The sequence below is a fragment of the Nocardia sp. NPDC051570 genome (assembly GCF_044454005.1).
Taxonomy (GTDB): Bacteria; Actinomycetota; Actinomycetes; order Mycobacteriales; family Mycobacteriaceae; genus Nocardia.
In genome coordinates, this window is record NZ_JBITDI010000001.1 from 656,341 (window position 1) to 681,399 (window position 25,059).

At 65.7% G+C, this 25,059-nt stretch carries 21 protein-coding genes and 1 pseudogene; 16 read left to right on the forward strand and 6 right to left on the reverse strand.

The window, feature by feature from the left end; translation table 11 throughout:
* Nucleotides 1–10 precede the first annotated feature (10 nt).
* From ACIA76_RS02970 to ACIA76_RS02985, 4 genes are read left to right on the forward strand one after another with little or no spacing between them, the layout of a single operon-like run.
* A complete protein-coding gene (locus ACIA76_RS02970; protein ID WP_397147706.1) occupies nt 11–1,423 on the forward strand; it encodes an ABC transporter substrate-binding protein in 1,413 nt (470 codons plus the stop codon).
* Entirely contained in the window at nt 1,410–2,294 is an 885-nt protein-coding gene (locus ACIA76_RS02975; RefSeq protein WP_397147709.1) for a carbohydrate ABC transporter permease, read from the forward strand. The genes ACIA76_RS02970 and ACIA76_RS02975 overlap by 14 nt, the downstream gene beginning before the upstream one ends.
* The gene (locus ACIA76_RS02980; protein WP_397147710.1) at nt 2,291–3,112 is read left to right on the forward strand and encodes a carbohydrate ABC transporter permease; all 822 of its coding nucleotides are present in this window, start codon (nt 2,291–2,293) and stop codon (nt 3,110–3,112) included. The genes ACIA76_RS02975 and ACIA76_RS02980 overlap by 4 nt, the downstream gene beginning before the upstream one ends.
* Complete coding sequence (locus ACIA76_RS02985) at nt 3,112–4,185, forward strand: ABC transporter ATP-binding protein (RefSeq protein WP_397147712.1); 1,074 nt, start codon at nt 3,112–3,114, stop codon at nt 4,183–4,185. The genes ACIA76_RS02980 and ACIA76_RS02985 overlap by 1 nt, the downstream gene beginning before the upstream one ends.
* A 5-nt stretch (nt 4,186–4,190) precedes the next feature.
* Here ACIA76_RS02985 and ACIA76_RS02990 read toward each other — a convergent pair whose 3' ends face one another.
* Nucleotides 4,191–6,614 (reverse strand): ATP-binding protein, encoded by a 2,424-nt coding sequence (locus ACIA76_RS02990; protein WP_397147714.1) that lies wholly within the window; start codon nt 6,612–6,614, stop codon nt 4,191–4,193.
* Between the two features lie 208 nt (nt 6,615–6,822).
* Entirely contained in the window at nt 6,823–7,266 is a 444-nt protein-coding gene (gene aac(6') / locus ACIA76_RS02995; protein WP_397147716.1) for an aminoglycoside 6'-N-acetyltransferase, read from the reverse strand.
* 375 nt (nt 7,267–7,641) lie between these two features.
* Here aac(6') and ACIA76_RS03000 point away from each other — a divergent pair, with 375 nt between their 5' ends.
* From ACIA76_RS03000 to ACIA76_RS03035, 8 genes are all read left to right on the forward strand, one after another.
* On the forward strand, nt 7,642–8,304 hold the full coding sequence (locus ACIA76_RS03000) for a putative signal transducing protein (protein ID WP_397147718.1): 663 nt from the start codon (nt 7,642–7,644) through the stop codon (nt 8,302–8,304).
* Nucleotides 8,305–8,394: 90 nt separating this feature from the next.
* The gene (locus ACIA76_RS03005; protein ID WP_397147721.1) at nt 8,395–8,901 is read left to right on the forward strand and encodes a hypothetical protein; all 507 of its coding nucleotides are present in this window, start codon (nt 8,395–8,397) and stop codon (nt 8,899–8,901) included.
* 384 nt (nt 8,902–9,285) lie between these two features.
* The gene (locus tag ACIA76_RS03010) at nt 9,286–9,783 is read left to right on the forward strand and encodes a dethiobiotin synthetase (RefSeq protein ID WP_397147723.1); all 498 of its coding nucleotides are present in this window, start codon (nt 9,286–9,288) and stop codon (nt 9,781–9,783) included.
* 89 nt (nt 9,784–9,872) lie between these two features.
* Nucleotides 9,873–11,186 (forward strand): alpha/beta hydrolase family protein, encoded by a 1,314-nt coding sequence (locus tag ACIA76_RS03015; protein ID WP_397147726.1) that lies wholly within the window; start codon nt 9,873–9,875, stop codon nt 11,184–11,186.
* Between the two features lie 79 nt (nt 11,187–11,265).
* A complete protein-coding gene (locus ACIA76_RS03020; RefSeq protein ID WP_397147728.1) occupies nt 11,266–12,651 on the forward strand; it encodes a glutamine synthetase family protein in 1,386 nt (461 codons plus the stop codon).
* Nucleotides 12,632–13,366 (forward strand): gamma-glutamyl-gamma-aminobutyrate hydrolase family protein, encoded by a 735-nt coding sequence (locus ACIA76_RS03025; protein ID WP_397147731.1) that lies wholly within the window; start codon nt 12,632–12,634, stop codon nt 13,364–13,366. Before ACIA76_RS03020 ends, ACIA76_RS03025 begins: the two co-directional genes overlap by 20 nt.
* Before the next feature lie 2 nt (nt 13,367–13,368).
* Entirely contained in the window at nt 13,369–14,724 is a 1,356-nt protein-coding gene (locus tag ACIA76_RS03030) for an aldehyde dehydrogenase family protein (RefSeq protein ID WP_397147985.1), read from the forward strand.
* On the forward strand, nt 14,721–15,500 hold the full coding sequence (locus ACIA76_RS03035; RefSeq protein ID WP_397147988.1) for a 3-oxoacyl-ACP reductase: 780 nt from the start codon (nt 14,721–14,723) through the stop codon (nt 15,498–15,500). The genes ACIA76_RS03030 and ACIA76_RS03035 overlap by 4 nt, the downstream gene beginning before the upstream one ends.
* A gap of 641 nt (nt 15,501–16,141) precedes the next feature.
* Here ACIA76_RS03035 and ACIA76_RS03040 read toward each other — a convergent pair.
* The gene (locus tag ACIA76_RS03040) at nt 16,142–16,405 is read right to left on the reverse strand and encodes a hypothetical protein (RefSeq protein WP_397147734.1); all 264 of its coding nucleotides are present in this window, start codon (nt 16,403–16,405) and stop codon (nt 16,142–16,144) included.
* Between the two features lie 46 nt (nt 16,406–16,451).
* On the opposite strand from ACIA76_RS03040, the pseudogene ACIA76_RS03045 reads away from it, so the two are divergent.
* Both ACIA76_RS03045 and ACIA76_RS03050 read left to right on the forward strand, forming a co-directional pair.
* A pseudogene (locus ACIA76_RS03045) lies at nt 16,452–16,619 on the forward strand (LGFP repeat-containing protein); the annotation flags it as partial.
* On the forward strand, nt 16,537–17,202 hold the full coding sequence (locus ACIA76_RS03050; protein WP_397147736.1) for an LGFP repeat-containing protein: 666 nt from the start codon (nt 16,537–16,539) through the stop codon (nt 17,200–17,202). The pseudogene ACIA76_RS03045 and the gene ACIA76_RS03050, both read left to right, overlap by 83 nt.
* 388 nt (nt 17,203–17,590) lie before the next feature.
* On the opposite strand, the gene ACIA76_RS03055 is transcribed toward ACIA76_RS03050, so the two are convergent.
* The 3 genes from ACIA76_RS03055 to ACIA76_RS03065 all read right to left on the reverse strand — a co-directional run bounded on the left by ACIA76_RS03055 (nt 17,591) and on the right by ACIA76_RS03065 (nt 21,081).
* Entirely contained in the window at nt 17,591–17,977 is a 387-nt protein-coding gene (locus ACIA76_RS03055; protein WP_397147739.1) for a transposase, read from the reverse strand.
* 28 nt (nt 17,978–18,005) lie between these two features.
* Entirely contained in the window at nt 18,006–19,586 is a 1,581-nt protein-coding gene (locus tag ACIA76_RS03060; RefSeq protein ID WP_397147742.1) for an amino acid permease, read from the reverse strand.
* Nucleotides 19,587–19,809: 223 nt separating this feature from the next.
* Nucleotides 19,810–21,081: an acyltransferase gene (locus ACIA76_RS03065; RefSeq protein ID WP_397147744.1), complete on the reverse strand. Its 1,272-nt coding sequence runs from the start codon at nt 21,079–21,081 to the stop codon at nt 19,810–19,812.
* A 161-nt stretch (nt 21,082–21,242) separates the two neighbouring features.
* Here ACIA76_RS03065 and ACIA76_RS03070 point away from each other — a divergent pair, with 161 nt between their 5' ends.
* The gene (locus ACIA76_RS03070; protein WP_397147747.1) at nt 21,243–23,354 is read left to right on the forward strand and encodes an acyltransferase family protein; all 2,112 of its coding nucleotides are present in this window, start codon (nt 21,243–21,245) and stop codon (nt 23,352–23,354) included.
* Between the two features lie 121 nt (nt 23,355–23,475).
* Nucleotides 23,476–25,059, forward strand: a complete 1,584-nt coding sequence (locus tag ACIA76_RS03075; RefSeq protein WP_397147749.1) for an NAD(P)-binding domain-containing protein — start codon at nt 23,476–23,478, stop codon at nt 25,057–25,059.

Consider the following 25,059-nt stretch of genomic DNA (forward strand, 5'->3'; position numbering starts at 1 on the left):
GGGACCCGCTGTGCGACGACGAATCGGATATCTGGCATTCGCTCTGACGGCATGCCTGCTGCTGAGCGCATGTCTCGGCCGACCGGCCCGCGTCAGCGACCCGCGACTCAATGCCGACGCCACCACGGTGACCTTGACGATCGCCTCCAATGCGATCGCGGGCGGTAAGAACTCCTCGATCGCGAAATGGCTCACCGACTACGTGATTCCGCGGTTCACGGAGCTGGAGAAGGCCAAGGGCGTCACGGTCGCGCTGAGCTTCCAGGGCAGCGGCGCCGACGACGGCACCTATCAGCAGAAGCAGATCCTGCAGCTGCGCACCGGAGGCGGCGGCGACATCCTCGATATCGACGGCACCGATGTCGGCAACTTCGCCCAGAGCTGGCTGATCAAACCGCTCGCCGAGGTGGTCGGGGCCGATGCGGTCGCCGGATGGGACGGCTGGGGCCAGATCCAGCCGTCAGTGCGGCAACTCGATCAGTTCCACGGACAGGACTACGGCATTCCGAAGGGCACCGACGGGCGAGTCCTGTTCTACAACAAGCAGCTGTTCGCCCGGGCCGGTCTGCCCGCCGACTGGCAGCCGCACAGCTGGGACGATATCCTTACCGCCGCAACGGCTCTCGCGAAACTGCCGGGCGTCACCCCGATTCAACTCGACGGCGGCACGGCCATGGCCGAGACCACCACCATCAACGGATTCCTGCCGCTGCTCGCCGGGGCGGGCGCGCTGATCTTCGCCGACGGGAAATGGCAGGGCGATACGGCCGCGATGCGCTCGGCGCTCGGCTTCTATCAGCAGATCGTCGCCCGGCATCTGACCGATCCGAATCTGGACCTCGAGGCCCAGGGCCGGGACCGGTCCTTCGCCTCCTTCGCGGCCGGGACCATCGGCATCTACCCGGAGAGCGACTATCTGTGGCGGTCGATCCTCGCGCCGGGGGTCGGCACCGATCCGATGCCCAACCGGGACAGCGCGATCGGCTACGCGCTGATTCCGGCGATGCGGCCGGGCGCCGGGGTGGGCGGGCAGGACTTCCTCACCTTCTCCGGCGGCGCGGTCTGGCTGGTCAACCCGAATACCGATTACCCGCAGCAGGCGTGGGCGCTGCTGAGCTTCATGAGTTCGGCCGCGGCGATGGAGGCCTATGAGCGCGACTACCTCGGCGCGTCGCAGCTCATGCCGCGCACCGATGTCAACGACGCGCTGCTGGCACGCGATCCGCTGATGAACTACATCGCCCGCAATGCCCTGCCGCACACCTACTTCCGGCCGTCGGAGGGCGCCTACGCACGGGTGTCGGCGCTGATCCAGCAGGCGACCGCCGATGTGATCAGCGGCCGCTCCCCCGACACCGCGGCGGCCACCTATTCCCACAAACTCGCCGATATCGTGGGCAGGGATAACGTTGTCGACAACTGAGCCACGAGATGTGGCCGGGCTGGGCGCGCCGCGGGCGCTGGCCCTCCTCGCGCCCGCGGTGCTCGTCATCGCCGTATTCCTGATCTTCCCGGCGCTGTGGACGCTGTACATCGGCTCGACGAATTACGAACTCGCCGGGCCGAATTCGGTACGTCCGGACAATGTCGGCCTCGGCAATGTCACCAAGGCGCTGGGCGATTCGGATTTCCGTCATGCGCTGTGGCTGACCGTGATCTACGTCGCGGGCTCGGCGGTGATCGGGCAGAACCTGCTCGGATTCCTGCTGGCGTGGGCACTGCCCCGCGCGCCGAAGGCCTTGCGCGCCAGCGCCCAGGGGCTGGTCCTGCTGGCGTGGATCCTGCCGAGCACCGTCGTGGCCTTTCTGTGGTTCGCGCTGCTGGATCAACAGTCCGGCACGCTGAACGCGTTGCTGGACAACCATTCCACCGCATGGCTGATCCAATACCCCATGCTCACGCTGATCGTCTTCAACACCTGGCGCGGCGCGGCGTTCTCGATGGTGCTCTACAGCTCCGCGTTGACCACGGTGCCGCCCGCGCAGGTGGAGATGGCGCGGCTGTGCGGGGCCCGGGGCCCGCGACTGCTCAAAGACGTGGTGTTCCCGCATATCCGGGGCCATGTGCTGACCAATACGCTGCTGATCACGCTGTGGACCGCCAACGATTTCACGCCCTATCTGCTCACCGCGGGCGGCCCCAACCATGCCTCGGAGGTGCTGCCGGTGTTCATCTACGACCAGGCCCTCGTCGGCGATCAGCTCGGCTACGCCGCGGCGGTGTCCGCGATCCTGCTGGTGGTGAATCTGGTGATCGCCGTGCTGTATCTGCGACTGCTCAGGAGGCGGACATGACGCCGCGGTGGATGCTGCGCCGGATCGGGTTCTACACACTGATCGCGGTGGTCATGGTGTTCTTCGCGCTGCCCATGCTGTGGCTGGCGTCCGAGCCGTTCGATCGCGATCCCGGGCTCACCGTGCACTGGCCGCGCTGGACCACCGCCAATATCGCCGCCACGCTGCACAATCCGAATGTCGTTGGTTCCCTGGTCAATTCGCTGATCCTGTGCGCGGTGAGCACCGCGATCACCGTGGCGCTGGCGGCGGCCGCCGCGTATGTGCTCTCGCGCGTGCGGATTCCGGGCCGCGGCGCGGTGCTGTATCTGCTGCTGTTGCTGTCGAGCGTGGTCACCGGGACCGCGGCGATGGTGCCGATCTTCCTCATGATGTACGAACTGGGACTGATCAATTCGCGGCTGGGCACCGCGGTCGTGCTGTCCGGCGGACTGCTGCCCGCGGCCATCTTCATGCTCAAGGATTTCATCGATTCGGTGCCGTCGTCCTATGAGGAATCCGCCCGCGTCTTCGGCGCCTCACCGCGCCAGGTGCTCACCCAGGTGGTGCTGCCGATCGCCCGCCCCGGCCTGGCGACCATCCTGGTCTGGTCGTTCGTCAACGCCTGGGGCAACTTCCTGCTGCCGTTCCTGCTGTTACAGGACACCGGCAGACAACCGGCCGCGGTCATCATCCACACCATGCAGAACGAGGGCGGCGCCACGGATCTGCGTGCCCTGCCGGTCTTCTCGCTGCTGTACTCGATCCCCGTGGTGGTGCTGTTCCTGCTGGTGAACAAGCGCTACGGGTTCCGCTTCCACGGAGGTATCAAGGGCTGATGGCAGGCATCGACATCCACGGCCTGTCCGTGGTGTATCCCAACGGCGTGCGGGCGGTGGACGAACTCACACTGTCCATCGCCGACGGCGAGTTCTTCGCACTGCTGGGACCTTCCGGCTGCGGCAAGACCACCCTGCTGCGCACCCTCGCCGGTCTGGAGCAGGCCAGCAGCGGCAGCATCACCATCGGCGACCGGGACGTGACCGGGATCGACCCCGCCCGGCGCAATGTGGCCATGGTGTTCCAGGACTATGCCCTGTTCCCGCATATGACCGTCGCCGAGAACATCGCTTATCCCCTGCGCGTGCGCCACGCTCCCCGAGCCCGCCGCCTCGAGGTGGCCGAGGACACCGGCGCCGAACTGAGCCTGTCAGGCCTGCTCGACCGCCGCCCCGCCCAACTGTCCGGCGGGCAGCAGCAACGCGTGGCCCTGGCGCGCGCGATCGCGATGGGCGCGGATGTCCTGCTACTCGACGAACCACTGTCGAATCTGGATGCCCGATTGCGTTTGGAGGCAAGGACATTCCTCAAGCGCCTCCAACGCGACCTCGCGGTCACCACGGTCTTCGTCACCCACGACCAGGCCGAGGCCCTCGCGGTGGCCGACCGCATCGCGGTACTGGACGCCGGCCGCATCCGCCAGATCGGCACGCCGCGGGAGATCTTCCAGCGTCCCGCCGACACATTCATCGCGAACTTCATCGGCTCGACACCGATGAACCTGTTCCCCGGACGGTTCGTCGCCGGCGGCATCGAGGCGGTAGGCACCGTGCTGCCCGTACCCACCGGCCTCGATCACCGGGAAGGCCCGACGGTCACGATCGGCATCCGCCCCGAGTACCTGACCCTTCGACCCGGCAACGGCATCCGCGGTACCGTCTCGGTCGTCGAAAACCTTGGCACCACAGCACTTGTCGTCCTCGACTGCGCCGAGGGCATCCAACTCGGCGTCACCGTCCCCGAGACCGACGAACCCACCATCGGCGACGAACTCACCGCAGTCCCCGAACCCGGGCATACCCTGCTGTTCGACTCCGACTCCGGCGAACTGCTGACCGCCGATAGTCCATAGACGAGTTACCCGCTGTCGGGATTGCGTTGCAGAGTCATGAGATAGGTTGTGGCGGGTTCGGTTTCGGGTGCTCCGATGCGTTGGTAGAGCGCGATGGCGGCCCGCAGTTCGGTGATGGCGGTGGCGGTATCGCCCAGGCTCGCCCGGCTGCGGGCCGAACCCTCCAGCGCGCGGGCCTCCTCCAGCGGGCTCTGGATCGTGCGCGCCAACCGCAGCGTAGCGGCGAATTGGGTCAATGCGCTCTCGTGCTCATGGGTCTCGGCCAGCAGCTTACCGAGATGATTGAGGGCTTCCGCCTCGATGGCGCGGTCACCGCTGTCGCGCAACATCATTGCGGCCTGCCGCATCATGGCGACGGCCGCCGGAATGTCGCCGCTGCGTTTGCGTTCCAACCCGAGAGTGCCGAGAGCGATACCTTCGACGTGCCGGTCGCCGAGAGCACGGGCCATGGTCAGGGCGCGCTGGGCCACGTCGACAGCGGCCGGGAGGTCGCCGCTCTGCTCGAGCACCAGTCCCAAGCCCACCAGGACGTGGAGTTCATGAAGGTGGCCGAGGTCATGGATTACGGCCAAAGCCTGCTGTAGCAGGTCGACAGCGCCAGGAAAATCTCCACATCGCCAGTGCACCACACCGAAACTGGTGAGAACGTCCGCTTGACCTACGCGGTCACCGAGGTCGCGGTAGATCGTCAGGGCCTGCTGCAACAGATCCGTGGCGTCTTGATAGGCGCTGGTCCGCAGATGCAGCAAGCCGAGACCGCTGAGGGCATGCGCCTGTCCGAGGCGGTTACCGAGCCGACGGTAGATCGCGAGGGCCTGCCGGAATGTCTCGGGAGCGACCTGGTGATCGCCGCTTCGGTCGCATACGGCACCGAGGTAGACGCGAGCATCGGCCTCGGCAAGTTGATCACCGATCTGTTGCGCTAAGGCGATAGCCCGTTGGTGGAGTTCGGCCACCTGCGGCCATGGCCCGTCCCGATCGAGCAAGCTTGCGAGCGAATCGATCAGCGCTATCGCCTGTGCCGGCTGACGGTGGGACGCCGCATAGTCGATGAAAGCCAGGAAGTTGGCTCGTTCCAGGCGTATCCACGCGATCGCTTCCGCAACGCTGTGCAGATCCCTCGCTGCGGGATCGGGTCCCGGAGACGGTGTGCTGCCGGGACGGGCGAAGCGCCCGAGATATCGGTTGGCCATCGCAGCTGCGTGGCAATAGTAGGAGTGGAGCCGGTCCAGGGCGTCCTCCCGGGCGGCAGCCGGGTCGGTCGCACCGAGATCGCGCGCGTAGACGCGCAGCAGATCATGCAAGCGGTAGCGATCGGGCGCGGTCTCGTCGACGAGGTGGTCGGTGTAGAGCGCGTCGAGTTCGCGGCGTGCCGTGGCGAGTGGCATGTCGTTCAACGCGGCGACAGCGTAGGCATCGAAGTCGGGACCGGGGTGCAGTCCCAGCCTGCGGAACACCTGTTGCCGACCGAGAGGCAGATTGTCGTAGGAGGTGGTGAAGGCGGCACGGACCGCGCGGTCGCCGGTATCGAGTTCGCCGAGCCGATCCTGGGCCATGACGAATTCTGCGGCCAGGCCGGTCAGGGTCCACGCAGGATGGTGGGCCAGGCGACCGGCCAGCAGCACGATCGCCAACGGCAGATACCCGCACAACCGGACGATCTCGGCGACCGCCGCTGCGTCACCACCGCTCAGGTGACGGTGCGCCAACCGGCAGAACAGATCAACGGCGCTGCCAGGATCGAGGATATTCAGCGCCAACGGAAGGGCGTTGTCCAACGCGATGAGTCGGCGACGACTGGTGATCAAGGTGAGACATTCGGGTCCGGCCGGGAGCAGCGGTTCGATCTGGGCATGGTCACGAGCGTCGTCGAGCACCAGCAGTATCCGCTTGCCCGACAACCGATCCCGCCACAGGTCACGACGCGCATCGAGCGAGTCCGGCATATGGCTCGGCGCGATTCCGAGATCGGTGAGCAGCGTGGCCAGCGCATCGATCGGATCGACGGGAACCTGTCCGGGGGTATGAGTATTCAACTCTACGAAGAACCGGCCATCGGGAAACCGATCGGCCAACAGATGTGCCGCACGGGTGACCAGAGCGGTCTTCCCGACACCGGGCATGCCGTCGACGGTATGGATGGACACCACCCGGCCCGGTCCCGCCGCATCCAGAATTCGATGCAACTCGCCATCACGTCCGATGAACGTGTCGATATCGCGGCGCAATGCGGTCGTCACCGTCGGCCGTGACGGTTCCGCGCTCGCCGCCTTCCATAACCGTTGCCAGGCCGAACGATTCGACAAGACCCGCGGGACCGGACCGGACACTTGCCGGGACAGCGAAATCAATGTCACCAACACCGGATCGAACGACTCGAACCGGGAGGGCACATTACGACCGGCCCGCCAATCACTGATGCGCTGCATCGAGGATCCCCGGCTGTCCCCCCGTGCCCGTGTGCCCCGCATCCGCGCATCCGCCGCATCCGCGACTCGCTGCAGGGTGGGATTCCCCGCAGCCTCCCACAACTCCGCCAACCTGACCACGAAAACAGCTCGCGGCGAACGGCTCTCGCCGCCATCCAGGTGACCGACCTCGCTCATCACCGCATAGGATACGGCCACTGAACCGCTGTCAGAGAAGCTTGCGGTAGCAGACGACTCGTTCGCGTTCCTCGAAGCCGAGTCCCTGGTGCAACTCGTGGCCGAGCGAATTGTCTATCAGCGCATCGGAACCCAGCTCGGTGCAGCCCGACTCGCGGCCCCATTCCTCGACGGCGGCGCACAGCGCTCGTGCCGCGCCGGATCGCCGCTGACCCGGTTCGACGTAGATCCCTTCGAGGAACACCACCGGTGAGGTGTCGCAGCCGTTGACGTAGTCGTTGCGGAGGGTGGCTTCGCAGAATCCGATCACCGTGCCGTCCTCGCTGCGAGCCAGGAACGCCACCGCAGGGCGCTCACCACCGTAGGTCTCTTCGACATCAGCGCGCTGCTCGGCAACCGTTCCGTCCGGCCACAGCTGCGCGCGCAAACCCGCGAGCACATCCAGATCGGCATCACGGTAACGATCGATTCTCATCCTCGGACCATAGACACCAAAGCAGCGACAGTGCGATCCATCGAGCCGTTCGATCACCGATTCGTCATAGCCCACCCTGCCGACAGCGGTCATTCGGCCCGCTCGTACGGACCGTTAGGTCTCGTCGGCAGCCGCGCGTGACCAGTTACCCGCTCACATAGATCAGTTCGCCGCTCACGATCATGAAACTGCACGCCCTGGCTACGGGTCACGGCCACAGCGGATTTCGGTGGTGTGTCGATGCCGACCCCACTCGCGCCTCGGCTCGTACACAGAGCCGGGCAGGATTCTTGCCATCGATCCACGTCGCTGTCCGCTGCCCCAGCGGAGTACCGGCCATTTACATTCCACCTCCCCGGCTGGGACCCTTCTCCTATGGCTGAGCTGCTTCGTACCAACGACGCCGTGCTCCTCTCGTTCGCGCAAGCGCTGCTGCAGGACGCCGGTATCCGGGCCGTACTTCTCGACGAACATATGAGCAGTACGGAAGGCTCGCTCGGGTTCCTTCCCCGGCGAATCATGGTCGCGGACAACCAACTCCAGCAGGCGCGTGCGCTGCTGACCGACGCGGGTGTCGCCGACGCATGGAAGGAGTCGTCGCCGGGGCCGGTCGCCGATGCCGAACCGCGGGCGCTCGCGGTGTTCGCCCATCTCGCGGCGGGGCGGCATGAGGAGGCGTGGGCGGACTTCGGCACCGCCCTGTCGGGATCGGTCTCGGCCGAGGGGATCGCGGGCCTCTGGGCGCAGCTGGTCGGCGAACTCGGCGACTACACAGGGTCCGGGGCCGCGGCCGTCCGACACTGGAACAGGACCACCGTGGTCGCCGTACCGCTGTCGTTCGCGGGCGGTGAGCGGACCGGACTCGTCGTCTTCGACGCGGCCGGGCTGGTCGCGAACCTGTTCATCAACGATTCAGCCACTGCCGCAGCGCTGTTGACTCGTCATCCGCGCACGTGGCGACGGACCCTGCTGTGGCGCAAGGCATTCGCTTTCGGCCGCCGGAGACGGGAGAAGGGCGCCCGAGTCGGCAGGCTGTAGGCACTCAGGGCATAGTCACCTGCCGCGAAACATCTTGTGAGACAGTTGAATAGCAATGCGTCACGCTGTCCGATCGCAAGGAGCAGGGCAATGGGATCTCGCAGGTATGTGTTCTTGTCGGCATCGTTTCTTTCGAAGCAATATAAAGCGATTCCCTCCGACATGCTGGAGAATAGTATATTATTCTTCGGGGCAAAAAGAAGCTGGCTGTTTCCGACAAATAGAGAGGAAATGCTCGACGCCAGAAATCAGCCGGTGAAGTATTTGGAATTCGATGAGGACTACAAGTCGCTCGTACTGCACAAAGAGCAGCAGAAGTTAGCGTACTGGCTGCTGCCCGACAAAGATTACCAGAGCGCATCACAGTTCTTTCAGGGTGTTACCGATCCCGTTATCGAAGGGAACTATAGCCCGCTCATTCTGGATGAGGCATGGTGGCGAACGGACTTTCAACCCACCCAAGCAAAGTACACAGGCGATGTGCAGGCGATAGTCACGAACTTCAAGAATGGAGCATTTGGATATGATGAAGTAATGGAGCTGCTTTATCAAAGCAACCCGACGGTAGTCCCCACCCTCTATTGGACTGAAGACTGATTGCCAGAGGCGTCACAAGCACGATCCCCGGAGGTCTATCCCTCCGGGGTTTTGCGCATTCAGGGGTCAGTCGATGTCGGAGAGGTAGCGGTACACAGTGGCGCGAGAACAGCCGTGGCGTCGCCCTGGTCGAGCGTGCGGGGGCGTCCACCCACCGGAATTCATAGCCGCGGGCGAACTTGACGCTGCCCGAACACAACTCGGGCTCGGTAACCTTGATGCCGCCAGCGCACGGATATCAGGAATCCTCAACCTACCGGTCGAACTACGAACTACTCCCATCGTCAAACGGGTCAACACGGCCGCCAGCGAGCTGGCTGCTCTGGCCGCCGGCACTCGCGCGGCACGCGAAATCAGCGACACCGCCGAGACCAGAACCAAGGAGTGACGACATTGCCTGCAATACAAGTCGCCGTCTGTGGCCCACGCGACATCACCGACGCCGTTGCGGAGAACGCTCGGCAGGTCGGGAGGCTCCTCGCTGAGGCAGGCGCGACCGTGCTGTGCGGCGGGGGAACTGGGGTCATGGCCGCAGTCGCCGAGGGCGCATCATCGGTTGGCGGTCTGGTCATCGGTATCCGCCCGGATGATGATCCAGCCGGTATCTGCGACGGCCTGTCGGCAGTGATCTACACCAATATGGGCGAGGCTCGCAATGCCGTGATCGTGTGGTCTGCCGATGCTGTAATCGTCATCGGCGGGTCGTGGGGCACCTTATCGGAGCAAGCGCTGGCGCACCGGCGTGGCGGCATCCCGGTCGTCACCCTCGGTGGATGGCAGATCCTCGACGCGGACGGGAATCCGGTCGAAGAGGCGGTGGCCGCCAAGACCCCGGAAGACGCTGTGGAAGCGGCATTGTCCCGGGTGCAGAAACGCTCCTGAGACACCGAGCCTCCTGCATGACCGAACGGCCGTCGCGCGACGGCCGTTCGTGAACGTCTCCCTGGCCGTGGCGACGTCATCGCCTCGTCGTGGCCGCCGCCCATGCGGCAGTCCAACCACAGATTTGGGCTAAGCTGTGGCGGTCGAAGGCGTGCACCGTCGGCACAGGGGAGGGAATTATCTTGTTGGGCAGGATATTTCGTTGTCTATCTGTTCTGCTGATGCTGGCGTTCGCCACGGTCGACGTCGTTGCCCAGGCCGAACCGGTTCCAGCGCACCAGAACTCGATGGTTATAGCCCTGCCGGAGCCGACCGGCACCGAGGGGATCGGCGTGGTGGATCTGCATCTGGTCGATGCCTCCCGCCACGATCCGTATATCCCGGATCGCCTTCGCGAGTTGATGATCAGCATCTGGTATCCCGCCATCGACGTTGCGGGAGTGCCTGTGCGGTCATGGCTCGCTCCCGACCTTGCTCGAATGTATGCCGAGGGCCTCATTCACTACGGTATTCCGATGGCGGTGCCATGGATACTGGCTCCCAGTCACGGCCATGTCGATGCGCCTGCGGACGTGGCCGGAGGAGGTCGTCCGGTGATGTTGTTCTCCCCCGGCCTGAGTATGCCGCGTGAGCTGAGCACCGCGCAGGCCGAAGATCTTGCCAGCCACGGTTTCATCGTGGTCACCTCCAGCTACACCTACGAAACGTTCGCGACTCAATTCCCCGACGGGCGGATCGAGAAAAGCGTCCTGCCGCCGGCAACCGACCGCGACCAGACCAAGGCCCAGGTCGCTAGCGCGTTACCGATCCGGGTAGCCGACACACGGTTTGTGCTCGACAAGCTCGCCGACATCGCCGCAGGCGACAACCCGGATGCCGACCGGCACCCGCTACCGGACAACCTCGCCCGAATACTCGACGTATCGAAGGTCGCCATGTTCGGACATTCCTTGGGCGGCACCACCGCGGCCCAGTCGATGCACGACGACCGGAGGATCTTGGCGGGCGCGAATCTCGATGGTGTCCTGTCGGGTTCAGTGGTCATCGACGGATTGGATCGCCCGTTCATGCTCGTGGGCGCTGAAAACCACGGCCGTGACAACGACCCGACTTGGCAGCAGTTCCGGGCCAACGATCACGGACCGAAGCTCGATTTCCGGCTGGACGGGGCTCAGCACCTGTCGTTCTGTGACAACCAACTGATCGTGCCCCCACTCGCCGCCGCGGGCATCACATCCTCCGAGAACGCAGCCCAGCTGGTCGGCACCATCGATCCGCGCGACTCACTCGATCTGCAGCGCGGCTACCTGCGCACCTTCTTCGATACGACACTCGGTCGATACGACGATCTCCCCCAAGCTCCGGTCACCCTGCTGCACCCGGAAATGGTCCCGGTTCCGTAGCCGCGCATGACCCGCCCGCCCATCGGGTCATTGCCAATTCCCGCCCGCGCGGGCCTCCGATTCGCTTAGCGTGATCACGATGATGTCGGAAGGGGTCGTGATGCGAGCCGGGATGCTGGGTGTTGCGGAGCTGGTGCGGCAGGTCGATGCGGGGGCGGTGGATACGGTCCTGGTCGCGATGACCGATATGCAGGGCCGGTTGCAGGGAAAGCGGTGTTCGGCACGGTACTTCGTGGACGAGGTGCTCGATCACGCGACCGAGGCGTGTGACTATCTGCTCGCCGTGGATGTCGAGATGGCCACCGTCGGCGGATACGAGATGTCTTCGTGGGACACCGGATACGGGGATTTCGTGCTGCGCCCGGATCTCACCACGCTGCGGCTGGTGCCGTGGTGGCCGGGCACCGCACTGGTGCTGTGCGATGTGGAACAGGTCCAGCCGCAGGGCGAACCCGTCGCGGCCTCGCCGCGGCAGGTGCTGCGCGCCCAGCTCGACCGCCTGGCCGCGCACGGCCTGCACGCCTATGTCGGCACCGAACTCGAATTCCTGGTCTTCGACGATACGTACGAGGCGGCGTTCCGCGGCGGCTATCGCGGCCTGACACCGGCCAATCAGTACAACGTCGACTACTCCATGCTCGGCACCGCGCGCATCGAACCGCTGCTGCGCCGCATCCGCAACGACATGACCGGTGCGGGAATGTATGTCGAATCCGCGAAGGGCGAATGCAATCCCGGTCAGCACGAGATCGCCTTCCGCTACGACGAGGCGCTGGTGACCTGTGACAACCACAGCATCTACAAGACCGGCGCCAAGGAGATCGCCGCGCAGGAGGGGCGCAGCCTCACGTTCATGGCCAAATACAATGAGCGAGAGGGCAATTCGTGCCACATCCACATAAGCCTGCGCAACGATGCGGGCGAGCCGGTCATGGCGGGTGACGAACCCGGCGGTGAATCGGCGCTGATGCGGCACTTCATCGCCGGGCAGTTGGACGTGCTGCGCGAACTGACCTACTTCCTCGCCCCGAATATCAACTCCTACAAACGATTCCAGGACGGCAGCTTCGCGCCCACCGCGGTGGCATGGGGTCGCGACAATCGGACCTGTGCGCTGCGGGTGGTCGGTCACGGACCGTCGCTGCGGCTGGAGAACCGGGTGCCGGGCGGCGATGTGAATCCGTATCTCGCCGTGGCGGCGGCGATCGCGGCGGGAGTGCACGGCATCGAACATCGGCTGCCGCTGGAACCGGAGTTCCACGGCAACGCCTACCGGTCCCAGCGGCCGCGGGTGCCGCGCACGCTGCGCGAGGCCGCCCAGCTGTTCGGCGAGAGCAAGATCGCCCGGACGGCCTTCGGCGAGGATGTGGTGCGGCACTACCGCCATGCGGCACAGGTCGAGCTCGACGCCTACGACGCCGCGGTGACCGATTGGGAGCGGATCCGTGGCTTCGAGCGACTCTGAGCCGCGCCCGCTGATCGGGCTGCCCACCTATTGCGAGCGCACCCGCTTCGGGCACTGGGACCTCGACAGCGCGGTACTGCCGCGCACCTACGTCGAGATGACCGAACGCGCGGGCGGCATCCCGGTATTGCTGCCGCCCAACGGAAGTGCGCGCCCCGAACTCGTGCACCGGCTCGACGGGCTGGTGCTGACCGGCGGCGCGGATATCGACCCGTCCCGCTACGGCGCACCGGCGCATCCCGCCAGCGGAACCCGCCCGGACCGAGACGAATCCGAGTTCACCCTCTTCACATTGGCGCGCGCGGTGGATATGCCGGTGCTCGCGGTCTGTCGCGGACTGCAATTGGTGAACGTCGCACTGGGTGGCACACTGCACCAACATCTTCCGGACGTCCTCGGGCATACCGGCCACGCGCGCACACCCGGCGTCTTCGGCGTCACCACCGTGCGGACACTGCCGGGCAGCCGAGTGGCCGCGATCGCCGGGCCCGAGGTGAGCGCGCACTGCCACCACCATCAGGCGATCGATACGCTCGCAACCGATTTGGTCGCCACCGCGCACGCCGCGGACGGCACCATCGAGGCCGCCGAGGCGCGCACCGGGCCGTTCCTGGTGGGCGTGCAATGGCATCCGGAGGAGAACGCGACCGATCTCCGGCTCATGCGGGCATTGGTCGAGCAGGCGACGGCATATGGAAGGGAGCGCGCCCGGTGACAATGACGGAGATCGTCAACCCCGCGACCGAAAAGGTCGTGGCCACAGTCGAATCGGCCGACGAGGCGGCCACCGACGCGGCCATCGAACGCGCACAACGGGCGCTGCCGGGCTGGCGTGCGATCGCACCCGGTGACCGGGCGCGACTGCTGCGCCGATTCGCCGAGGCCGTCGACGCCGACCTCGAGAATCTCGCGGCGCTCGAGGTGAGCAACGCCGGCCATACCCTCGGCAACGCCCGCTGGGAGGCGGGCAATGTCCGCGATGTGCTGCACTACAGCGCCGGACTGCCGGAACGCCTGCTGGGCAATCAGATTCCGGTCGCCGGGGGTGTCGATATCACCTTCCACGAACCGCTCGGCGTCGTCGGCATCATCGTGCCGTGGAACTTCCCGATGCCGATCGCGGCCTGGGGCTTCGGGCCCGCACTCGCGGCCGGGAACACCGTCGTGCTGAAACCGGCCGAACTGACACCGCTCACCGCCGTGCGGCTGGGCGAGCTGGCGCTGGAAGCCGGTCTGCCCCAGCATGTTTTCCAGGTGATCCCGGGCCGGGGGTCGGTGGTCGGCGCGCGATTCGTCACCCATCCCGCGGTGCGCAAGGTGGTGTTCACCGGCTCCACCGAGGTGGGCAAGACGATCATGACGGGCTGCGCCGACCAGGTCAAGCGGGTCACCCTCGAATTGGGCGGCAAGAGCGCCAATATCGTGTTCGCCGACGCGGATGTGGAACGGGCCGCGGCCACCGCGCCCTACGGGGTGTTCGACAACGCCGGGCAGGACTGCTGCGCCCGCTCGCGAATTCTCCTGCAGCGCAGCATCTTCGATCGTTTCCTGGAGCTGCTGGAACCGGCGGTACGGGGTGTGCGGGTCGGTGATCCCGCCGATGCGGCCACCGAGATGGGACCGTTGATCTCCGCGGCGCACCGCGAGCGGGTCGCCGGATTCCTGGAGCCCTCGACGAAGGTGGCGTTCACCGGCACCCGGCCGGACGGTCCCGGATTCTGGTTCCCGCCAACGGTTGTGCTGCCCTCGCGGCCCACGGACCGGGTGCTGACCGAGGAGGTGTTCGGCCCGGTGGTCGCGGTGCTGCCGTTCGACGACGAGGCCGATGCCCTGCGCATCGCCAACGACACCGAATACGGCCTGTCCGGCTCCATCTGGACCTCCGATGTAGGCCGGGCACTGCGCGTCGCGCGCGGGGTCGAGGCGGGGAATCTGTCGGTGAATTCCCATTCCTCCGTGCGGTATTGGACGCCGTTCGGTGGGTACAAGCAGTCCGGGCTCGGGCGTGAGCTCGGGCCGGATGCCGCCCGGGCCTTCACCGAGGTCAAGAACGTTTTCATCGCCACCGAATAGAAGGAGATACGTTGCAGCGCTTACAGGATCGGGTCGCGGTCGTCACCGGCGGCGGCAGCGGCATCGGACTGGCCACCGCCCGGCGCTTCGCCCAGGAGGGGGCGAAAGTCGTTGTGGCCGATATCGATGCCGCCTCCGGAGAGGCCGCGGCGGGCGAGGTCGGCGGGCTGTACGTCAAGGTCGACGTCACCGACGAGACCCAGGTCCGGGCGATGTTCCAGACCACGGTCGACACCTACGGCGGGCTCGATATCGCGTTCAACAATGCGGGAATCTCACCGCCCGAGGACGATTCGATCCTCACCACCGGCATCGACGCCTGGCGGCGGGTGCAGGAGGTGAACCTGACCTCAGTCTACCTGTGCAGCAAGTACGCCATCGAACATATGCTCACGCGCGGCAAGGGTTCGGTGATCAACACCGCCTCCTTCGTCGCCGTCATGGGCGCGGCGACCTCCCAGATCTCCTACACCGCCTCCAAGGGGGGCGTGCTGTCGATGAGCCGCGAGCTCGGAGTCCAGTTCGCGCGCCAGGGAATTCGCGTCAACGCGCTGTGCCCCGGACCGGTGAACACTCCCCTGCTGCAGGAGCTGTTCGCCAAGGATCCCGAGCGCGCCGCACGCCGACTCGTGCACATCCCACTCGGCCGCTTCGCCGAACCGGAGGAGATCGCCGCCGCCGTGGCATTTCTCGCCAGCGACGATTCCTCGTTCATCACCGGATCCGAATTCCTGGTGGACGGCGGGATCTCCGGTGCGTATGTGACGCCGCTCTAGGGCTCTGCCGAATTACAACAATCTGCTCGATGAACCTGTCGATCACGGTATCGGCCGCTCCCGTGGCGGGCTGACCACCAAGGCACACGAGACTGATGGCAGCGCGGGCCACGCCGCCGCTACCGGGCTCGAAGCCGGTCGGTAAGGCCGAACCGCGCGCTTCGGATAGCCGCAGTGCACCAAACACATGACAAATGTGATATCAGCGTGCGGCAGGCCGATTTTGAACGCGTTCTAGCTTTGATTGAATTCTTGGTGTGTCGATTAGAGCGCTCCAGATGGTCGGTCGTCCAGCTCGCGGTTGACCATTCCCCTTGAGGTGGAAAGGATCTCGTTTCGGGATCGAGATCTCGGATGCTTGGAGTTCCCCGTCCCGATGGGCGAGGGTCCTCTTCAACGGGGTTAGTTGGGGCTAACATCGATTTCTGCAAAACGCTGGCTGCTGGTATCGATGTGAGGCGTTCAGCATTCAGGCAAACCTGACACGTGATCCGTGTCTGCCTTGTGCATCGACACAATCGAGAAAGACCCATTGCTCTCATGCACCAGTTGATGCGGCATACCCGCCGCCGACATACCCGGGCGGCCAGGGCCGTCACCATCGCGGCGATGCTCACCGTTCTGGCCACCGGCGCCATCGCTCACGCCGAGCCCGGCTCGCCCTCGGTCACACCGACCCCCTCGGTGACAACCTCGCCGCCGACCACACCCCAGCCGCCGGTCACCCCGGCGCCAACCACCACTACACCGTCGGCGCCATCCACCGGCGCTCCGATACCGCCATCTGCGCCGCCCACGACCGCCCCGGCCCCGCCGCAGCCGACCACGACGCGCCCGGCGCCGAGTACCGTTCGGCCCGAACCCAACCCGACACCGTCGTCATCGGCACCGTCAGCGTCGGACAATCCGAAGACCCCGTCGGGTGACGGGGTGCAGGTCCGAGATTCGCTGGTGTGCGGCAAAATGGTGTTCGGGGCGATCGAGGCCGAATACAACGCGCGGGGCGGACAGCGTGTGTACGGTTGCCCGACCACCGATGAGGCGAACGCAGCCCGGGGCGGGAAGTTCCAGGTGTTCGAGAAGACTGCTTCGTTCTACTGGCATCCGAACACCGGGGCACGTCAGGTGGGAGACCGGGGCACATCCGGTGTGGGGAATGATCCGCGATCAATGGGCACAAAACGGCTGGGAAAACGGTCCCTATGGATACCCGACCAGCGATGAGTACAGAGACCCCGAGTACGACGGTTTTCGCCAGGACTTCCAGAACGGTTCCATCCTGGCAGTGGACATGAAGGTGCCCGCCTACGGATACAAGGATCCGAGTCCCACCCGACAGAGCGACGGTGAAGATCTGGAACCACGAACCTGGCCGTTCGGTGATTTCTGTGTGCTCGGAACATACGGCGGCCCGGGTGGCGCGTGCAGATTCGGCGACGGCGTCACGCTCAAGGATGCAGGTTGTATGGCGACGATTGTTGTAGCCGTGGGCTCGCTCGTTATTCCGGCGGCAAAACTTGTCAAGATCGCGAAATTTATCAAGGGCGTAGGGGGCGCACGAGAGGCATGGGAGCTGTGGCGAGGCGCAAGAACCCCCGAAGAACGGGCGGCTACTTGGGCTAATTTCAAGAACGGGAGCATCCCGGTGGAAATCGCAAAAGATTTCCTGATGATACCGGCCATTCAGAAGGCGTGTCAATAATTGGAGACCCCTGTGGAACCGTTTGTCTCGGTAACGTATGTTATCTCGGCAGTGTTGGTGGTAATGTCCGCTTGGGTATTGAGAAAAAGGCGCATCGCGGGTGGCGATGATGAGATCACCAGCCGTGCCGAGAGAAAACCAGCGTCCATACGGGATGTGGATACGTGGTATTCCTTCTGGATACCTATGGCCGCAGGATTCATCAGTGGGGCAGTCGTGTGGCTAATTTGCGACCGCGTGTCCCCATTGTCGATAGTAGCCCATCCGGTCATGTACTCGACAGCGGTGTCATGTGTATCAGGCGTCTTTCTCCGGCAAGGGATTTCGCGGTGGGTGGAGGCAACTGGAAACGCGGTCATTGTCGTTGTTTTGACGGTTATTGCATGTCTCACACCTGACGTCCTTTGAGATCGCAGAACCGCGCGAGTCGGCGCGCAACGCGTTCTGGTACGCGGCTACAACCCATGGATTGACTATTCACGACGAGCACAGACGTGCGGCGAGCCGGATCTCCCGGCTCGCCGCACGTAGTTATCGACACCGCCCAATCCAGGTCACCCTTGTTGTCGGCCAACGCCGCCAAAGCAGTGAGCACCCGATCCCAGGTACCGTCACCGGCGTCGCGGCGCTGCCGTTTCCACACGACCTGCCGCGGGCCGAACGCCGCCGGCAGGTCCCGCCACGGCACGCTGGTCCGCAGCCGATACAACATGCCCTCGACCACCCAGCGATTGTTCCGGACATTCGGTCCCCGATTCTGCTTCGAACTCGGCAACGTTGCCGCGGACCGATACTGCCGAATGTCACTGTCGCGGTGGATCTTCGACTCCGGCAGTCGACCGCCCGGCCGCCGTCCTAGCGGGCATTCCGTCGACGGTGCGCCGCGGGCCGGTGAACCAGCGGCGGGCGGAGACCAACCACCAGATCGCGATCGCGCCCACGACACCGACCAGGGTTATCGGCGCGTAATTGACCGCGTTCCAGGTGAACTCGCCGTTCCACGGATAGCCGCGGTCGTCGGTGGGCAGGATGAACAGCAGGCTGATGAAGACGATCCAGAGCAGTGCGACGATCCCGATCGGGCGATACCAGGAACCCAATTGCCAAGGGCCGGTGCGGAATCGCCCACCGTGCAACTGGCGCAGCAGGATCGGGATGCCGTAGGCGATATAGAGGCCGATGGTGGCGACCGAGGTGGCCGCGGCGTAGGCGGTCGGGGCGTCGGCGGCGGGCACCAGCATCGACGGGATCAGCAGCACGAAGGCGAAGACCGAGATGAACAGCACCGCGTTCACCGGAACCCGGCGCGCCGACAGCCGCGACCACCATCGCGATCCGGGCACCGCGCCGTCGCGGGCGAAGGCGAACAGCATGCGGGAGGCCGAGGTAACCGAGGCGTAGCCACAGAACAATTGCGCGATCGCGGCGATGAGCAGCAGCAGACCCGACCAGAACGAATTCAACGAGTTCTCCAGGATGTAGATCACCGGATAGCCGCTGTTCTTCGCCGGATCCAAGGCATCGTTCAGATTCGGAATCGCGAAGGTCACCGCCATGATCAGCAGATATCCGGCCACCGCCGAGACGACGATGGTGTTGACGATTCCCTTCGCCGCCATCCGGGCGGCGTCGCGGGTCTCCTCGGACATATGCGCCGAGGCGTCGTAGCCGGTGAACGTGTATTGGGCATGCAGCAGCCCGAGCAGGAAGCTGAACGCGACGCCACCGAATCCGATCGCACTGTTGTCGACGGTCCGGGTGAATACGAATCCGACGCTCTGATGATGGCGCGCACCGATTCCCAGCACCAGCACGAAGATCACGACACCGCCCAGATGCCACCACGCGGAGACATTGTTGATCGCCGCGGACAGCTGCGGGCCGACGATATTCAGCAGCGCATGCAGCGCCAGGATGACCACGAACACGAGAAAGATCGCGGTGCGGTCGGTTCCGATAGGGATGCCGATGACATTGAGCACCACGGTGGTGAATATCGCCGCGCCGTAATCGATCGCGGCGGTCACCGCGATCTGACCGACCAGATTGAACCACCCGGTGAACCACCCCCACACCGGACCACCCAATTCCGATGCCCACCAATACAATCCGCCGGAGGTCGGATAGGCCGAGGCCAATTCGGCCATCGCCAGCCCCACCAACAGCACCATGACCGATACCAGCGGCCACCCCCACGACATGGTGATGGGCCCGCCGTTGGCCAGCCCGATCCCGTAACTGGCGAGTCCGCCGGTCAGGATCGACACGACGGTGAAGCTGATCGCGAAGTTGGTGAATCCGGACCACGACCGCGCCAGTTCCTGTGTGTAGCCGAGTTCGGCGAGCCGGCGTTCGTCGTCGGAAGGGGATTGGGGTCCGGTCATGCTTGCTCCCGAATGAAAACGCCACCCTCACAAGAGGTTTGCCAGGAGATCAGTGTGCGGCAGGCCTCGACCGATCGTCAGCACAACGCGGAAATGGGCTGACCACAACTCGATGCTCTGCTCGCCCAACCCGTGGCTGGCCTGATTCCGCCGGAATCATGACCCCGCGCACCGACACCTCGAACAGCGAGCCGTCTGCTCGATATGCCGGTGCGCCACTTCCTCACCGCGGGAAGGGAACCGATTGGGTCACCAGCGGCCGATAGGTCGGCGTCGGGGCCACGGGGGAGATGGCCTTTCGATAGCCGATTCGAGGCAGGCGGGTGTGCAGCATCGGGCGACCGGTGAGCCAGAGACTGCCGGGGATGCGGCGCAGGATCTCGGTGCCGAACAGGGTTCCCGCGAGCACCACCACGTACAGCACCGCAACACCGGACAGGGTGCCGAATGCGGAGGTCAACCAGGGAACCACCGGTGCGAGCAGTTGCAGCACGAGCGGGTGGAGCAGGAAGACACCGAGGGAGCGGTCGGCGCCGAGACTGACGGCGCGGGCCATGAGCGTGTCGGATCGGCGATGCCGCGCCCACCAGCGGCCCACGGTGTAGAGGCCACCGATGATCAGCACATAGAACGGCATCAGATGCGGTTGGAAGACCTCGCTGGCCTGCCAGGGCGGCACACCCTGGCCGATCTGGTCCATATACACCGCGACCGCCGCGACTCCGGCGAGGACCGTCGCACCGACGATCATCGGTCCGAATCGGTCCACGACCCGATCGATCGCGTCGATATGCCAGGCCGCGATCGCTCCGGCCAGCACATAGAACTGATAGGGCAGCACGGTGACGTAGAGGTCGGTCCAGACCCCGGCGGCCGAGCCGGTGAGCGTCGGTGGATGCGCCAGCCACAGCAGACACCCCACCTGCACCGCGGCACTGACGGCCAGCACCCAACGATGGTGTCCGGCAGTCGCTTTCAGCAGCCGCTGGATCAGCGGGAACAGCAGGTACACCTGCATCGTCACCAGCAGGAAGTACAGCTGATACCAGGCGCCGCCGGTGGCGATCTCGAAGACCAACCGCCACAGGGCCGCCCGCGCCGTCTCGACATGCATCCCGGTCACGATCGAATACGCCCAGTAGATCACCGACCACGCCAGATACGGGATGCCGACCAGCGCGATCCGCCGACGCCAGAACTTCCCGGCCCGCAGCGGGCGGTTTGCCTGCTGATAGACCAGCACGAATCCGGTGAGCGCGAAGAACGCCTCCCGCGTGAAGTGCAGCAGCGACATCACCTCGTTGGCCGCGACATTCGACGGATCGGTCGAGCGGCCCACCACATGGACCCCGATCACGCACGCGAAGGTGAGGACCCGGAACAGGTCCAGCTGATACAGGTAGGGTCGGCGAGGGCCGGTTCGTTCATCCGCCCTCCGGGCGGCCGGTTCGATGATCCGAGGTGCCGCGTCGATGGCGGTCGCAGTGGGTGGCATGGGGATCCTCACGTCGGCCTTTACCAAATCCAGCGTCATCAATGACCCTGTGAATCAGCTCAGTGCTTCCTCCGGACCCTCGCAGAACCACCACAACGATTGTGTGAAGGTGGACCTAAAGGTGTTGGCGCAGGGGCGAGGGTCTGGCGAGAATGCCTGCCATGCTGGGATCCGCCGGGATACGTTTCCGGCCCGATATCGAGGGTCTACGGGCGGTCGCGGTGCTGGCGGTCGTGCTGTTCCACGCGGGTCTACCGGGGATCAGCGGCGGATTCGCCGGTGTCGACGTCTTCTTCGTGATCTCCGGATACCTCATCACCGGGACGCTGTGGCGACAGGTGGCCGACGACGGGACTATCGGGCTCGCGCGGTTCTACGGCGCCCGGGCCCGGCGGCTGCTGCCCGCGGCCGGAATCGTCCTGGTGACCACCGCAGTCGCCGCGGCCGCGCTGCTGCCGCCGCTGCAGGCGCGCACCGTCCTCGGCGACGGGATCGCCAGTGCCCTGTATGTCGGCAACTATCGGCTCGCCCTGCAGGGCACCGACTATCTCAATGCCGGGGCTCCGCCGTCGCCGTTCCAGCATTACTGGTCGCTCGGTGTGGAGGAACAGTTCTATCTGCTGTGGCCCGCGCTGATCATCGCCACCGCCGTGGTCGTCCGGCTCGTGCGCCGACCGGGCGCGCGACCCTCCCCGATCCCGTATCTCGTCGTCCTCACGGCGATCGCGGGGATCTCGTTCGCGCTCTCGCTGCGGTGGACGCAGACGCTGCCGCCGTGGGCGTTCTTCGGATTGCCCACGCGGGCCTGGGAATTGGCGCTCGGCGGCATGGTGGCCCTGTCGGCCGGGCTCTGGCGCAGGCTGCCGGCGTCGCTGTCCGGCGTCCTCGGCTGGGCCGGGCTGGGTCTGATCGTCTGCGCGTACCTGCTGCTGGGCGCGCGGACCCCCTATCCGGGCACGGCCGCCCTGCTGCCCGTGCTGGGCGCCGCGCTGATCATCGTCGCCGGGTGCGCGCCGTCGCCTTCCGGTGTCGGTCGCGCGCTGTCGCTGCCGCCGATGCGGGCGATCGGTCGCCTGTCCTATTCGTGGTATCTGTGGCATTGGCCGGTACTGATCCTGGCCCCGCGGATGCTGGGCCATCCGCTCGGAACGGTCGGCGCGGCGGGTGCGGTACTGATGTCCGGCGGCCTGGCCATGCTGACCCTGCAGCTGGTGGAGAATCCGGTTCGTTTCGCCGCCTCGCTGCGGCGTTCGGCGGGCCGCAGCCTGGCGCTCGGCGGCGGGTTCAGCATGGCCGCCTCGGCTGTGGCGCTGGCGCTGCTGGTGGTCGTGCCCGTGCCGGTCGGGCACGGGGAGGCGGTCGAGGCGTTGACCGTCCGGGCGGCGCCGGCCGCGGTCGCCGCTCCCGCCGACGATACGGTCACCCAGCTCACCGCGCAGGTGCAGGCCTCGATCGCCGCGTCGGCCCGAACATCGTCCGTCCCTTCCAATCTCACCCCCTCGCTCGCCGACGCACCGGGCGACAAGGCCGACGTGTTCGTCAACGGCTGCGTGCGTTCCTGGCGCGAGCTCGGTCAGCCCCAGTGTGTTTCGGGCGATCCCGACTCCCCCACCACGGTCGCCCTGGTCGGCGATTCCCATGCCGCCATGTGGAGTCCGGCATTCGATCGGATTGCCGGGCAACAGCATTGGCGGCTGGAGACGATGAGCAAGGTCACCTGCCCGCTGATGGATCTGCCGATCACCAGCCCGTATCTGGGTCGCGAGTACACCGAATGCGAGCAGTGGCGCGGAGTGGTCCTGGACCGGCTGCAGGCCGAACATCCGCGACTGATCGTGCTGAGCATGTCGCGGCGCTACGGCGGCGACTTCGGCTTCGTCTCCTACGATCAGGCCTGGATCGACAGCCTCGGGCGCCTGGTCGGGCGGTTGCGCGCGACCGGGGCGAGCGTCCTGGTGCTGGGCCCGATTCCGGATCCGCACACCACCGTGCCGACCTGCCTGTCGGGCCATCTCGACGACGCCCTGGCCTGCGCGCCGACGCGCGCCGACGCGGTCGACGATCCCGGTATCGCGGCCGAGGCCGCGGCGACCCGGGCCGCGGGCGGGCAGTACGACGATCTCACCGCCCTGTTCTGCACCGCCGATCGCTGTCCGCTGATCAACCGCAAGGATCTGATCTACCGCGACGACAACCACCTCACGGTCACCTACGCGCGGACGCTCGCGCCGGTGGTCGAGGCCTTGGCGGAGCGCGCGCTACCCCACCCCTAGATCGCGCGCGGTGTCCCGGATTCATTCCGGACGGAGTTGATGAAACGTTCAACTAACGATCCGTCGGCATCGTAAACTCATGTCTTTCAGTTTCTTTTCCCGACCCCTCGGCGGTGATCCAATGCACGACGAATCGCTCGGAGAGCTCCTCGACTACCTCATCATCGGTGCCGGCCCGGGTGGGCTGCAGCTCGGACAGTTGCTGCAGGAGGCTGGGCATTCGTATCGGATTCTCGAAGCCGGCGACGGGCCGGGCGAGTTCTTCCGGACCTATCCCCGGCATCGGCAGCTGATCTCGATCAACAAGAGACATACCGGGACCAGCGATCCGGAGCTGAATCTGCGGATGGACTGGAATTCGCTGCTGTCGCCCGATCCCCGGATGTTGTTCACCCGCTACAGCGCGGAGTACTTTCCCGATGCCGATGTCATGGTGCGCTATCTGGCGGACTTCGCGCAGGCGTACGGGCTGACGATCTCCTATCGCACGAGGGTGGTTCGGATCGCCCGGGACGCAACCGGTTTCGTCGTCACCGATCAGGCCGGACGCGAGCATCGGGCCCGGCGGCTGGTGATGGCGACGGGGGTGAGCGCGGCCAACGTTGCGCGGATCCCGGGCATCGAGACCGCCGAACCGTACGCCACGGTCCCGGTCGATCCCGACGGCTTCATCGATCAGCGGGTGTTGATCATCGGAAAGGGCAACTCCGCGTTCGAGACCGCCGATAACCTGGTCGCCACCGCCGCGGTGATCCATGTGGTCGGCCGCAGCGCGATCCGGCTGGCCTGGAAGACCCATTACGTCGGTCATCTGCGCGCGGTGAACAACAACTTCCTCGACACCTATCAGCTCAAATCGCAGAATGCGGTGCTCGACGGCGATGTGCGCTCGATCGAGCGCGACGGCGACGGCTATCTGGTGGACGTCAGCTTCTCCCGGGCCGACGAGGTGGTCAAGCGGCTGCGCTACGACCGGGTGATCGTCTGTACCGGATTCCGTTTCGATGCTTCGGTTTTCGATCCGGATGCCCGGCCACAGCTGGTCATCGACGACCGATTCGCCGAGCTGACATCCGCGTACGAATCGGTGAACGTGCCGGGGATGTACTTCGCGGGAACGCTGATGCAGCAACGTGATTTCAAGAAGTCCACCGGCGGCTTCATCCACGGCTTCCGCTATGCGGTGCGGGCCCTGAGCCGCATTCTCGATGAGCGCCACCACGATCGGCCGTGGCCGCGGCGACCGGTCGAGTCCACCGCCGACGCGCTCGCCGATGCGGTGATCGCGCGGGTCAACCGCAGTTCGGCGCTGTGGCAGCAGTTCGGCGTCCTCGGCGATGTGCTGCTGATACCGCCGCACGGCCCGGCGCAATACCTCGAGGAGGTGCCGATCGATTACGCGCGCGACAACGGTGACGGCAGTGACTACTTCACCGTCACGCTGGAGTACGGGCCCGACCACGACAAGGTCGATCCGTTCGACATCTCGGTGCGCCGGGTCGCGCAGAACGCACCCGAGCAGGCGATCGACGCGGCGTATCTGCATCCGGTGATCCGCCATTGGCGCGACGGCCGGCTGCGCGACACCCACCACATGGCGGAGAACCTGGAAAACGAATGGGACGACCCGCGGGCGCACCGGGCCCCGCTGACCGGGTTCTTCGCCCGGGCGCGGGCCGCGGCGAGCGTCGGCACGGGACGGTGA

Coding starts and splice junctions, on each gene's coding strand:
- ACIA76_RS03065 (WP_397147744.1), bottom strand. CDS start 21,081: ATGCCACCCACTGCGACCGCCATCGACGCGGCACCTCGGATCATCGAA.
- ACIA76_RS03030 (WP_397147985.1), top strand. CDS start 13,369: ATGACGGAGATCGTCAACCCCGCGACCGAAAAGGTCGTGGCCACAGTC.
- ACIA76_RS03070 (WP_397147747.1), top strand. CDS start 21,243: ATGCTGGGATCCGCCGGGATACGTTTCCGGCCCGATATCGAGGGTCTA.
- ACIA76_RS03005 (WP_397147721.1), top strand. CDS start 8,395: ATGGGATCTCGCAGGTATGTGTTCTTGTCGGCATCGTTTCTTTCGAAG.
- ACIA76_RS03020 (WP_397147728.1), top strand. CDS start 11,266: ATGATGTCGGAAGGGGTCGTGATGCGAGCCGGGATGCTGGGTGTTGCG.
- ACIA76_RS02990 (WP_397147714.1), bottom strand. CDS start 6,614: ATGCAGCGCATCAGTGATTGGCGGGCCGGTCGTAATGTGCCCTCCCGG.
- ACIA76_RS02980 (WP_397147710.1), top strand. CDS start 2,291: ATGACGCCGCGGTGGATGCTGCGCCGGATCGGGTTCTACACACTGATC.
- ACIA76_RS03000 (WP_397147718.1), top strand. CDS start 7,642: ATGGCTGAGCTGCTTCGTACCAACGACGCCGTGCTCCTCTCGTTCGCG.
- ACIA76_RS03075 (WP_397147749.1), top strand. CDS start 23,476: ATGCACGACGAATCGCTCGGAGAGCTCCTCGACTACCTCATCATCGGT.
- ACIA76_RS02985 (WP_397147712.1), top strand. CDS start 3,112: ATGGCAGGCATCGACATCCACGGCCTGTCCGTGGTGTATCCCAACGGC.
- ACIA76_RS03060 (WP_397147742.1), bottom strand. CDS start 19,586: ATGACCGGACCCCAATCCCCTTCCGACGACGAACGCCGGCTCGCCGAA.
- ACIA76_RS03050 (WP_397147736.1), top strand. CDS start 16,537: ATGAGGCGAACGCAGCCCGGGGCGGGAAGTTCCAGGTGTTCGAGAAGA.